The sequence below is a fragment of the Polynucleobacter sp. 39-46-10 genome, assembly GCF_002282275.1.
Window position 1 is genome coordinate 1 of sequence record NZ_NCJB01000062.1, and the last position, 11,557, is coordinate 11,557.

Consider the following 11,557-nt stretch of genomic DNA (forward strand, 5'->3'; position numbering starts at 1 on the left):
CTCGCACTCCAAGCCAGAAGACCATTAGATGAAGCCCAGCATGCGGGCTAAGCTAGACCACCTAGACACGCGCTTAGCCGAACTCAATTCCCTATTAACTACCGAAGAGTCCACGAAAGACATGGACAACTATCGGAAGCTCACGCGTGAGCATTCTGATATCGCAACAGTAGTGGAGCAATTTGGCTTATACAAACAAGCTGAGGCTGATGCTCAAGCTGCTGAAGACATGCGTAAAGATCCTGAGATGAAGGACTTTGCTGATGAAGAGCAAAAACAAGCTCAAGCCACTATGGAAGAGCTGGAAGGCGTACTTCAAAAACTACTATTACCTAAAGATGTCAATGACGAGCGCAATGTCTTCTTAGAGATCCGTGCAGGTACGGGTGGCGACGAGAGCGCACTCTTTGCGGGTGACTTACTGAGGATGTATACCCGCTTTGCTGAACGCCAGGGCTGGAAAGTAGAAGTAGTGAATACCGCTGAATCCGATCTTGGTGGATATAAAGAAGTTGTTCTGCGCCTAGTTGGTCAGTCAGTCTACTCACGTCTCAAATTTGAATCTGGTGGTCACCGCGTACAACGTGTACCCCAAACAGAAACTCAAGGGCGTATACATACGTCAGCGTGTACGGTAGCAGTGATGCCTGAAGCTGATGAATTGGAGGCTGTAAAGATTAATCCCGCTGAACTGCGTATTGATACTTTTAGAGCATCTGGTGCTGGTGGCCAGCATATTAATAAAACAGATTCTGCAGTGCGTATCACGCACTTACCGACGGGCACAGTAGTGGAGTGTCAGGATGACCGTAGCCAACACCGTAACCGCGAACAAGCGATGAAGGTGCTGGTCTCACGCATCATGGATGCGCGTGAACGTGAGAAACATCAGCTCGAAGCGCAAACCAGAAAGTCCCTCATTGGTTCTGGTGATCGCAGCGACCGTATTCGTACTTACAACTTTCCGCAGGGTCGTATTACTGATCACCGTATTAATCTAACGCTCTATAAGATTGATGCCATGATGGATGGCGATCTCGATGATCTCTGCAATGCCCTAGCGTCCGAGCATCAAGCAGAGCTGCTTGCAGCGCTTGGCGACAGTTAATACCAGTAGGATGAGCCTCAGCCAGTCTTTACGCGAATTAATTAGCAACTGCACATTGCCAGCCAATGAAGCGCGGATATTGCTTGCCCACCTACTTGAAAAACACTACCAACTCCCACGCTCCGCCTTGCTATCCCGCGATGACATGAGCTTGGATGAGCAAGCTTTTCAGGAGTGGGACAGTCTAGTCTCCAGAAGAGTGAATGGTGAGCCCATCGCCTATATCTTAGGCAAGAAAGGCTTTCACAATATTGAGTTACAGGTAGGGCCTGGGGTGCTTATCCCTCGCCCAGAGACTGAGCTCCTCGTTGAGATTGCCCTAACTGCCATCACCAAGCTCAATAAACCCACTAAGGTATTGGATTTGGGCACAGGTTCTGGTGCTATCGCCCTGTCTATCGCCAACGCATCGCCACTTGCACTTGTTAGCGCAACAGATCAATCGATCGAGGCCTTAGTGATTGCCAAGCAAAATGCTGAACTCCTCAACCTGACAAAACAAGTCCAATTTTTTCAAGGCAGCTGGTACGAGGCACTAGACCAGACATGCCAATTTGATGTGATTGTGAGTAATCCGCCCTATATCGCCAATCAAGACTCCCATCTCACTCAAGGGGATCTGCGGTTTGAGCCTGAATCCGCCCTGACCGATTACGCTAACGGGCTAAGTTGCTTAGAGATCATTATTGCCGGAGTAGATAAACGTCTGAAAGCTGGTGGTTTGATTGCCGTCGAGCATGGCTTTGATCAATCTGAAGCGGTAGTGAAGCTAATGAAAGGGGCGGGTCTAATAGATGTGCAAGCTCACCTTGATTTGGCGGGCCACCGCCGAGTAGCTTCTGGGCAAAAAAGGCTCTAAAGCCGACAAAGCGAATTAACCCTTTTCTTCAGATAGCCTTAAAATTACTACTATTGTTAGTTACAGATCAAGATCGCCTTACAGCGCAAATTCAGGAAGAAAATTATGGATACCCAAGCAAGAATTCAAGAAATCGTTAGCAACCATCCTGTTGTATTGTTCATGAAGGGCAATGCTCAATTTCCACAATGTGGTTTCTCTGGCAATGCAGTCAATATTTTGCGCACTTGTGGCGTAGAAAAACTGCATACAGTGAACGTATTGGAGGATGCAGAAATTCGTCAGGGTATTAAGGATTTTGCCAACTGGCCAACTATTCCTCAGCTCTACATCAACGGTGAATTTATTGGTGGCTCTGACATCATGACTGAAATGTTCCAAAGCGGTGAATTGCAAAAGTTAGTTAAAGCCTAAGTCTCGGTAGATTGCGTACAAGGCCACATTAGTGACTTTTGACTTAAGCTCTCTTCTTCTATTTGGCCTGCCATTCGGTTTATGCGCAGGCCTTTTAGTCTATGCTCTCAATTTGCGTTCGGCTCTCACCAGAGTTGAGCAACAAATGCAAATTGATGTTGCACTTGCTGCAAGCTTACGAATAGAACGGGATCAGGCATTACAAAATGCCATTCGACTCGAGGCGGCACTAGATTCTGAACGCAAGCAAGGCTTGGGGAGAATTGAATCTCTAAATGAGGCTAAAGAGGCATTGACTAGCCAATTTAAAAATCTAGCCAACGAAATTCTAGAAGATAAATCGAAGCGCTTCACTGAGCAAAATGTAGCCAATTTAGATGCCTTACTCAAGCCACTGCAAACTAAGCTTTCAGAATTTAAAGAGCAGGTAAATACTTCCTACGGCAATGAAGCACGCGAGCGCTTTGCGCTCAAGAGCGAGATCGAGCGTCTAGCCAATCTGAATTTACGTATGTCAGATGAGACACGTTCGCTGACCCAGGCGCTCAAGGGAGACTCGAAAGTTCAAGGTAATTGGGGCGAGTTAGTTTTGGAATCTATTCTCGAGTCTTCAGGCCTGCGCAAAGGCGAGGAGTATCTTGTACAAGACAGTCACACCCAGACTGATGGCTCACGTCTTCAGCCTGACGTTGTAGTTAAGCTGCCAGAAGGAAGAAGTCTCGTTGTGGATAGCAAGGTTTCCATCACAGCGTATTCACGTCATGCTCAAGCAACCGATCCGACAGTCTCAGAACAAGAGTTAGCGGCGCATATTCAGTCGCTAAGGCAACATATTCAAGGACTTTCCAGCAAGAACTATAGTTCTTTATATGGCATTGGCTCGGTAGACTTTGTATTGATGTTTGTTCCAATTGAACCCGCCTTCCTATTAGCACTGAAAACTGCGCCCAACCTTTACCAAGAGGCATTAGCAAAGAATATTGTGCTTGTATGTCCTAGCACCCTGATGGCCACACTGCGCACCGTAGCCCATCTCTGGCGCCAAGATCACCAAAACCGCAACGCCTTAGAAATCGCAAAGCAATGCGGTACGCTTTACGATAAGTTTGTTGGCTTTGTAGATGATCTTGAAAAACTAGGTCAACGTTTAGATCAAGCTCAAACCAGTTATCACGATGCCTTTAATAAGTTGAAATCCGGCAAAGGCAATCTCATTCGTACCGCAGAGAAGGTACGAGAACTTGGTGTTAAGCCCAGCAAGAATATCTCTGCACCCCTGATTGAATCTTCAACAGATACATAATAAACGCAGAATAAAAATTGACTGCTACCGAATCAGACTCTCAAGCTTCATCGCATTCCTATAGAAAAGTTGCCATTGCAGCCTGCTTTGGAACATTTCTAGAGTGGTATGACTTTCTTACTTTTGCTACTCTGGCTGTAGTTTTTGGCCCCCTCTTCTTTCCCTCAAGCGACCCTAGTACAGCCCTCTTAGCCAGCCTTGCTACCTTCGGAGTGGGTATGGTGGTAAGACCTTTAGGAGCAGCCATTTTTGGAAGTATTGGCGACCGTATTGGCCGGCGCCCCATCTTCATGATCACCATTACCCTCATGGGCATTGCAACAGTCTGCGTTGGCTTTTTACCGACCTATGCGCAGGTCGGGATCTGGGCGCCCATTTTTCTAGTAAGCCTCAGGCTACTTCAAGGCCTCTCTGCAGGAGGAGAAATTGGGGGAAGTGCGGTCTATCTCACAGAACATGCTGGCGAGTCTAATCGCGGCTTTAAGACGAGCTTTTTACAGCTCATGGGGCCACTGGGAATCCTGGTATCTACTCTACAAATTGCCCTACTTCAGACCTACCTCACTCCAGAAGAGTTTCTATCCTGGGGCTGGCGTGTACCTTTTTGGGTTTCACTCATTCTGCTATTGGTCGCATTTAAAGCACGAATGGCTTTAGAAGAAACTCCGATATATTTACAGTTAAGCAAAACAGAATCTCAATCAAAGAGCCCGTTACGAGACAATCTCAAAGACCCCGAAACCAGAAAGAGAATGTTTCTGCTTTTCTTCTGCATCTCTGCTGGTGGCGCAGTACTATTTTTCTGTGTGCAGGTATACACCTCAATCTTCCTTAAGACCACCGTAAAGCTTTCACCACAACTTGTTGATCAGTTAAGCGTTTATGCAACAGTTGCTCTACTACCTCTCACAGTATTTGCAGGATGGCTCTCAGACAAGCTTGGCAGAAAGCCTGTGGTTGTCACCGGCCTAATCTTAGGCGCCACACTAATACTGCCGGCGTTTCACTTATTACAAAGCAATAGTGCATCTACGTTATTGATAATTTTGGTCTTAATTGGCCTATCTGCCATTCTGGCGCTTGTCGTTGGCCCACAAACAGCCCTCCTTGCAGAACTCTTTCCAGCAAAAACCAGAAATAGCGCAGCCACCCTTCCACACAACTTAGCTGCTGGGTGGATAGGTGGACTTCTACCTTTAATTGTTACTTGGTTAAATCAACACTGGGGAAGTAACTTTGCAGGACTCTGGTATCCGACCATCTTCTTGGCTGGCGGCGCAATTGTGGCAACGTTGTATTTGCCAGAGACTAGAAAAATTAATTTAGCCTCCTAGCAATCTGGGCTTATTTTGGGTCGCACAATAATCCAAATCCCATCCCCCATCATTTGATGGGATTGCAAATGCAAAATTTCAAAATATTTTGTCAATCTTGGGAGCCACCAAGAGCTGGGCTCTTGAATTAAATGAGCATTCCGTCCATCGGATAGTGTTTTGGCCGCTGGACCCATATGTATGGAAAAAAATCCAAAGTTCACTGTTATCTTTGATAAATCTAGAAGCACATGCTCAAGCCTCTCAGGCTCAATATGCTCTAAAACATCAATACAGCAAACTAAGTCTGCACAACGTGGCTCTCCATACTCTTCGAACGCTGGGTCATATGGGTGATATTCAGCAAGATCAACCCCCGCATTTCTTAGACCAACAAATAAATTTTTCTTGCCGGCACCATAATCGGAAACTGATTGCACACCAGTCTGACGTATAAAGTCAGCCACTATTGGAGCAAAAGAAAGGGATGCGACCCCATAATTCGGGTTTTGATGTAGTGCCTTCTGCTGCAAAAGGTATTCAGCAGAGATTGTAGATCTATCCATTAGTAATCAAACCCTTCATTACTTCTTGCAAAAACCTCTTTCCAATTATCGGACATAGACTCCTTGGCATAATCTTTAAAGCATGGCGTTCCAAGAGTGTAATGAATTAACTTTGCACCAGGATTTTCAGGGTATTCAATTGCCAGCCAATTCCACTCTTTTGGAAGTTCACCAATTAAATCATCGGTCAGCCAAGAAAATCTATGGAGGTAGGAGCCGAGCTGATTCTGAATAAAATCAGGTGTTAACAGCCTGTTATCTGGATGCGAACAATTCCACAAAATAACGCTAGACCAATTTTTCCTTGGATAGTTTTCATTTTTATTTCCAAGATACTTCTTACTTGCCTTCGTTTGATAGTCATGCTCTACCACCTGAACAGCTTTTGATTCATCTCGCAAAGCCCATAATTCAGAAATATCGGCCTGGCAAACCATATCTCCATCAGCAAAAATAGCCCATCCCGAATAATTCATTAAGAATGGGGTCAGGAATCGAGAGTAAATGAATTTATTGCTTCCATCCGTATGAACTTCTTTGTACTCATTTAATGTATTTTCTGCAAGTGGTAGAAATTGAACTGTACTTGTAGAACTATCAATGACGCTTTGACAAAAGACATGGTATGCAACAGCCTCTCTCTGATCAAAACCAACAACAATTGAAATATTAGATCCCAAATCTATCCTCCATATATGCTTTTGCCGCTTCAATTGGTTTAGACCAATCTCCCTGCTTCTCTTGCTTGAACACCCTTATGGATGGATACCATAAACTTACTCCATCAACATCATGCCAGTACCAAAATTTACCATGTGAAAATGGAAGGAAGAGAATGGTTTTCTTTCCTATGGCACCCGACATATGCGCCACTGAATTACTACTGGTAATAACAAAATCGCAAGTATCAATAAGGGAAAGCAAATCATCCACATCATCATATAAATCTAAACCATCTACAGATCGTATTTGAATACCAGTACTATGCTCAACTGATACCCTTTCTTCATAAGTATCTCCATACTGAAGATTAATAAAATCTAGGCCATCCATCTTCAAAATTTTTGAGAATTCTATTAAATCTATACTTTTGTATTTTCCTATTTGATTATTACTACTTCTCCAGGCAATTCCACAAGTCATTCCCTTGCTTCTTGGTACATCAACAGCAGCTACGACCTTCAAATTATCTTGTAGCGCAACTAGGTAAGGCTTTTGTGATGCCTTAAAGTCATCTATATTTACCCTTAAATACTGGCCTAGACTAGCGATTGATATTTGCTGGTCATATTCACTTTCAGATAACTCAACACCATTAGCAATAAACTTAAAATCCGGGAATGACCTTTCAAAAATTGGTAACAATTTTTTCTCAATCGAGATAATTTTTTTTTGAGGGTATTTCCTAAGACCACACAGCATTGAGGCATATAAGATTTGATCGCCAATTCCCTGCTCTGCCCACACATACAAACACCCATCAAATGACTGCCCAAGCCACAGGGGCCTTGAAGATCGCAAAGGTGCTGATTGATTTTCTTTTGCGAGCCAACGCCACTCATACCGACTCCAGCCCTCGTCGTAGCAACCTAAAAATAATAACAGCTGACCGAGATAAAAATTTACTCCAGCGTGGTTGGGATTTATTTTTAAGGCATATCGATATGATTTAATCGCGTCCCCAAAAAAATTTGCCCTCCAATACGCATTCCCAAGATTAATGACAAAATCTAAGTTATTTGGATCGATTAGTAATGCTTTATGGTAGGAATCAATTGCCTGTTGGTAATCATAGATCTCTTGAAGGGCATTCCCAAGATTGTTAAATCCTCCAGCATACGAGGGATTGAGTTTGGTTGCTATCTTATGAGCCTCAATTGAGCTTTCATATTGACCCAAAGCTGAAAGAATATTGCCCTTATTGCTAAAAAGAATTCCGTTTTTCTTGTTAGCATCTATTGCACGATTAATTAATTGAAGTGCAATATCGTTATTACCGCGTTGAGCACTAATGAGGCTCATTTGTCTTAGGGCTTCAGAATGAGTACTTTTTACCTTTAAAATTTGCTTGAGGAGTAGTTCTGCGCCACTAAGATTGGCACACTGAATGTAGTGCATCGCTTGATTAAGAAGAAAGTTAAGTTGGTTGCTCATTCTTTTCTTCCTGGATGCTTAAGTCGCTGATCAGTCTATAGCATCCCCATACTTACCGAGATTAGATTGACTAAGGAATGGTGGTGCCCCTTGTCCGACTCGAACAGACCACCTACTGATTACAAATCAGTTGCTCTACCAGATGAGCTAAAGGGGCAACGGATAATATTTTAACCTATTTCACAATCGTCAAGGAAGGTCTTCCGGCTTTGGGTTTTTCAGGACTCTCTGGACTTAGATCCTTGGGCTTATTGGCTTGAGTAGCATCAAATGGAAAAGACATTCCCTGGCCATTTTCTCGTGCGTAGATTGCCAAGACATGACTTACCGGAACCATGATTTTCCTAGGGACCCCACCAAACCTTGCCTGAAAGCTAATCCAGTCATTGTCTAAGTTGAGCTGATGGCAGGCCTCAAGAGACAAATTAAGAACGATTTCATCGTTCTTTACAAACTCCATGGGCACTTCGACATTTTCATCAACAAAAACTGCCATAAAGGGCGTAAAACCAAAATCCGTGCACCACTGATGTAGGGCACGGATTAGGTATGGTTTATTGCTTGGGATATCGGACATGCTTATCTTGCCAGCATGAGCAATGAGCCGCTTAGCGACGCATCACCTTTTCTGAAGGAGTTAAAGCTTCAATGTAAGCAGGTCTGCTAAAAATACGCTCAGCGTACTTTAAGAGAGGGGCTGCATTGCGTGAGAGGTCGATACCATAATGCTCTAAACGCCACAATAAAGGGGCGATAGCTACGTCCAGCATAGAAAACTCTTCGCCCAACATGTACTTATTCTTCACAAAAATGGGTGCAAGCTGAGTTAAGCGATCACGAATAGCTAAACGCGCTTTTTCGTGAGACTTCTCTGCTGCCTTACCTTTTTCGTTCTCCAAGGCTGCAACGTGCACAAACAATTCTTTCTCAAAATTGAAAAGGAAGAGGCGTGCGCGTGCGCGAGCTACTGGGTCAGGTGGCATCAATTGTGGATGAGGGAAACGCTCATCAATATATTCATTGATGATGTTTGACTCATATAAAATCAAGTCGCGCTCAACCAAGATAGGAACTTGGCCATAAGGGTTCATCACCGAGATGTCTTCTGGCTTGTTAAACAAGTCCACATCGCGGATCTCAAAGTCCATGCCTTTTTCGAAAAGCACCAAACGGCAGCGTTGCGAGAATGGGCAGTTTGTGCCCGAGTACAACACCATCATAAATTTATTTCCTTAAATATCTACTTCAATACAACAAACGCAAAAACAACTGCGACTTTAAATCTTCAAAAACCTTGGCTTAGTGAATATCTTTCCAGTAAGCCTTATTCAGACGTGAGGCTAAGATTGTGAAGATGGCCAAGAAGATTAATACAATAACACCCAGACGCTTACGCTCAAGTTGCACTGGCTCAGCCATCCATGACATGAAAGCAACTAAGTCAGCAATATTGTCGTCATACTCTTGTGGCTTCATAGTTCCAGGCGTCAACTGCTCAAAACCAACGAACACCTTTTCCGTACGGCTTTCATCATGCGGGTCTTTGCGCTCTTCAAACTTCGCAGCACGCTCACCCTGCAACTGCCATAGAACATGTGGCATACCAACGTTTGGATATACCAAGTTATTCCACCCGGTTTGTGTAGTGTCGTCTTTGTAGAAAGTACGGAAGTAGGTATACAGCCAATCTGTACCGCGTGCACGCGCTTCTACAGATAAGTCAGGAGGAGTCTTACCAAAGAACGCCTTACCTTCTTTTGGCGTCATGGAAATTGTCATTAGATCGCCGACCTTAGCATCAGTAAAAATCAAGTTGTCTTTGATTTGCTGATCAGTCAGACCAATGTCACGCAAGCGGTTGTAACGCATGCTTGTAGCTGAGTGACAGTTCAAACAATAGTTCACAAATAACTTGGCACCGTTTTGTAGAGATGCATTGTTGCTAACGCGATTTGGCGCCGTATCCAATGGAAAGCCGCCTTCATTGGCACTAGCGCTTACGCCAAAGCCTAGGGCAGCAACTAGAACAGTTGCTTGGCAGACGCCCATCAAAGTTTGCAGAATTCGTTTCATACTAGTTCCTAATTTCTCGGGTATCTGAATTAATGGGACTTAAAAGTAACGCGAGTTGGAACTGGCTTGAACGTACCAAGCTTGCTCCAGAAAGGCATCGCTAAGAAGAAGCCCAGATAATAAATAGTGCAAATCTGAGAAATCTTTTCAAATACTGGTGATGGTGGCTCGATACCAAGGTAACCCAAAATCACAAAGCTCACCACAAACACGCCATAAATATATTTATGGAACTGTGGGCGGTAACGAATAGACTTCACTGGAGAATGATCTAACCATGGCAAGAAGAACATGATCACGACAGAACCACCCATAATCACAACTCCCCAAAACTTCGCATCAAATGCATAGAAGCCAGCTGCCAACACTAGTGCAATTACTACACATGCACCTTTGACTCTGAGGTCCTTAGACTTCAGGGCAAACATTCCTAAAATCAATGCTAAGAAAATCCACAGCGGCAATAGGAAGTTAGAAGTAGTCGCACGCAACATGGAATAGAACGGTGTGAAATACCAAACCGGTGCAATGTGCGTTGGAGTCACAAATGGATTTGCAGGGATAAAGTTATTTGCCTCTAGGAAATAACCGCCCATCTCCGGCGCAAAGAATACGATGCAAGCAAACACCATCAGGAATCCACCCAGATACATAACATCATGAACGCTGTAATAAGGATGGAATGGAATGCCGTCTACTGGATGACCATTAGCATCGAGCGTATCTTTAATTTCTACGCCATCTGGATTATTTGAGCCAACTTCATGTAAGGCAAGAATGTGAGCTGCAACCAATCCAATCAATACCAGTGGAATAGCAATGACGTGGAAAGCGAAGAAGCGATTCAAGGTTGCATCGCCAACTACGTAGTCACCACGCAACCACAACGATAGATCTGGACCAATTAATGGGATTGCAGAAAACAAGTTCACGATCACTTGAGCGCCCCAATAGGACATTTGGCCCCATGGGAGCAGGTAACCAAAGAACGCTTCACCCATCAGGCATAAGAAGATTGCGCAACCGAAGATCCAAATTAATTCACGTGGCTTGCGATATGAACCGTAGATCAAGCCACGGAACATGTGCATGTAAACCACTACAAAGAACATTGAGGCGCCAGTGGAATGCATGTAGCGGATCAACCAGCCCCATGGCACTTCACGCATGATGTATTCAACAGATTCAAATGCCTTGGCGGCATCAGGTTTGTAGTTCATCACCAAGAAGATTCCAGTGATGATCTGGAGTGCCAAAACAACAATAGCTAGCGCGCCAAAAATATAGAAGAAATTCAGGTTTTTAGGAGCGTAATACTCGCTCATGTGACGCTTAAACGCTTCAGTTACTGGCAAGCGTGAATCCACCCAAGCCATGAGCTTTTGTGCGCCAGAAGCGTTTGCTGGGACTTCTTTTTCGTGAAATGCCATTTATCTCTCCTTAGGCCTTCTTATCTTCGCCAACCAGAATCTTGGTATCGCTCAAATACATATGCGGCGGTACTTCCAGATTGTCTGGGGCTGGTTTGTTCTTAAATACGCGGCCTGCCATATCGAATGTAGAGCCATGGCATGGGCAGAGGAAGCCGCCTGGCCAAGTATTTGGCAAAGAAGGTTGTGGGCCTGACTCAAACTTAGCCGTAGGAGAGCAACCTAAATGCGTGCAAATGCCCACTACAACCAGATATTCAGGCTTAATTGAACGCCATTGGTTCTGGGCATAAGGAGGGGTAAATTGGGCTGGATCCCTTAAAGAATCAGGGTCTGC

The 11,557-nt window shown here is 44.4% G+C and carries 13 protein-coding genes and 1 tRNA gene; 5 read left to right on the forward strand and 9 right to left on the reverse strand.

From position 1 onward, the window contains the following. The first annotated feature begins 28 nt into the window (after positions 1 to 28). The 5 genes from prfA (at position 29) to B7X71_RS07015 (ending at position 5,018) form a co-directional block, all read left to right on the forward strand. The gene (prfA, locus tag B7X71_RS06995) at positions 29 to 1,108 is read left to right on the forward strand and encodes a peptide chain release factor 1 (protein WP_293598392.1); all 1,080 of its coding nucleotides are present in this window, start codon (positions 29 to 31) and stop codon (positions 1,106 to 1,108) included. Between the two features lie 10 nt (positions 1,109 to 1,118). Continuing rightward, positions 1,119 to 1,967, forward strand: a complete 849-nt coding sequence (gene prmC / locus B7X71_RS07000) for a peptide chain release factor N(5)-glutamine methyltransferase (protein ID WP_293598391.1) — start codon at positions 1,119 to 1,121, stop codon at positions 1,965 to 1,967. A 105-nt stretch (positions 1,968 to 2,072) separates the two neighbouring features. Continuing rightward, positions 2,073 to 2,381 (forward strand): Grx4 family monothiol glutaredoxin, encoded by a 309-nt coding sequence (gene grxD / locus B7X71_RS07005; protein ID WP_293598390.1) that lies wholly within the window; start codon positions 2,073 to 2,075, stop codon positions 2,379 to 2,381. 31 nt (positions 2,382 to 2,412) lie between these two features. Next, the gene (rmuC, locus tag B7X71_RS07010; RefSeq protein ID WP_293598389.1) at positions 2,413 to 3,684 is read left to right on the forward strand and encodes a DNA recombination protein RmuC; all 1,272 of its coding nucleotides are present in this window, start codon (positions 2,413 to 2,415) and stop codon (positions 3,682 to 3,684) included. 17 nt (positions 3,685 to 3,701) lie between these two features. Then, positions 3,702 to 5,018 carry an MFS transporter gene (locus B7X71_RS07015; protein WP_293598388.1) on the forward strand — a complete coding sequence of 439 codons (1,317 nt, stop codon included), beginning with the start codon at positions 3,702 to 3,704 and terminating at the stop codon, positions 5,016 to 5,018. On the opposite strand, the gene B7X71_RS07020 is transcribed toward B7X71_RS07015, so the two are convergent. The 9 genes from B7X71_RS07020 to petA all read right to left on the reverse strand — a co-directional run. Continuing rightward, entirely contained in the window at positions 5,015 to 5,563 is a 549-nt protein-coding gene (locus tag B7X71_RS07020) for a hypothetical protein (protein WP_293598387.1), read from the reverse strand. The genes B7X71_RS07015 and B7X71_RS07020 overlap by 4 nt on opposite strands. Beyond that, complete coding sequence (locus tag B7X71_RS07025) at positions 5,563 to 6,243, reverse strand: glycosyltransferase (protein WP_293600421.1); 681 nt, start codon at positions 6,241 to 6,243, stop codon at positions 5,563 to 5,565. The genes B7X71_RS07020 and B7X71_RS07025 overlap by 1 nt, the downstream gene beginning before the upstream one ends. Beyond that, positions 6,233 to 7,717, reverse strand: a complete 1,485-nt coding sequence (locus B7X71_RS07030) for a tetratricopeptide repeat protein (protein ID WP_293600422.1) — start codon at positions 7,715 to 7,717, stop codon at positions 6,233 to 6,235. The genes B7X71_RS07025 and B7X71_RS07030 overlap by 11 nt, the downstream gene beginning before the upstream one ends. Positions 7,718 to 7,798: 81 nt before the next feature. Beyond that, a tRNA-Thr gene (locus tag B7X71_RS07035) sits at positions 7,799 to 7,874 on the reverse strand. 18 nt (positions 7,875 to 7,892) lie between these two features. Further along, positions 7,893 to 8,294, reverse strand: a complete 402-nt coding sequence (locus B7X71_RS07040; RefSeq protein WP_293600423.1) for a ClpXP protease specificity-enhancing factor — start codon at positions 8,292 to 8,294, stop codon at positions 7,893 to 7,895. Positions 8,295 to 8,325: 31 nt separating this feature from the next. Further along, positions 8,326 to 8,937 (reverse strand): glutathione S-transferase N-terminal domain-containing protein, encoded by a 612-nt coding sequence (locus B7X71_RS07045; RefSeq protein WP_015420301.1) that lies wholly within the window; start codon positions 8,935 to 8,937, stop codon positions 8,326 to 8,328. Between the two features lie 79 nt (positions 8,938 to 9,016). Continuing rightward, a complete protein-coding gene (locus B7X71_RS07050; protein ID WP_293600426.1) occupies positions 9,017 to 9,766 on the reverse strand; it encodes a cytochrome c1 in 750 nt (249 codons plus the stop codon). Positions 9,767 to 9,819: 53 nt separating this feature from the next. Further along, on the reverse strand, positions 9,820 to 11,220 hold the full coding sequence (locus B7X71_RS07055; protein WP_293600424.1) for a cytochrome bc complex cytochrome b subunit: 1,401 nt from the start codon (positions 11,218 to 11,220) through the stop codon (positions 9,820 to 9,822). A 10-nt stretch (positions 11,221 to 11,230) separates the two neighbouring features. After that, positions 11,231 to 11,557, reverse strand: a 327-nt coding sequence (gene petA / locus B7X71_RS07060) for a ubiquinol-cytochrome c reductase iron-sulfur subunit (protein WP_293600425.1), incomplete at its 5' end; no start/stop codon positions are given.

Excerpts from the sequence above, each read along its gene's own strand:
- prfA (WP_293598392.1), top strand. The coding sequence starts at position 29 with ATGAAGCCCAGCATGCGGGCTAAGCTAGACCACCTAGACACGCGCTTA.
- prmC (WP_293598391.1), top strand. The coding sequence starts at position 1,119 with ATGAGCCTCAGCCAGTCTTTACGCGAATTAATTAGCAACTGCACATTG.
- grxD (WP_293598390.1), top strand. The coding sequence starts at position 2,073 with ATGGATACCCAAGCAAGAATTCAAGAAATCGTTAGCAACCATCCTGTT.
- B7X71_RS07020 (WP_293598387.1), bottom strand. The coding sequence starts at position 5,563 with ATGGATAGATCTACAATCTCTGCTGAATACCTTTTGCAGCAGAAGGCA.
- B7X71_RS07030 (WP_293600422.1), bottom strand. The coding sequence starts at position 7,717 with ATGAGCAACCAACTTAACTTTCTTCTTAATCAAGCGATGCACTACATT.
- B7X71_RS07040 (WP_293600423.1), bottom strand. The coding sequence starts at position 8,294 with ATGTCCGATATCCCAAGCAATAAACCATACCTAATCCGTGCCCTACAT.
- B7X71_RS07045 (WP_015420301.1), bottom strand. The coding sequence starts at position 8,937 with ATGATGGTGTTGTACTCGGGCACAAACTGCCCATTCTCGCAACGCTGC.
- B7X71_RS07050 (WP_293600426.1), bottom strand. The coding sequence starts at position 9,766 with ATGGGCGTCTGCCAAGCAACTGTTCTAGTTGCTGCCCTAGGCTTTGGC.
- B7X71_RS07055 (WP_293600424.1), bottom strand. The coding sequence starts at position 11,220 with ATGGCATTTCACGAAAAAGAAGTCCCAGCAAACGCTTCTGGCGCACAA.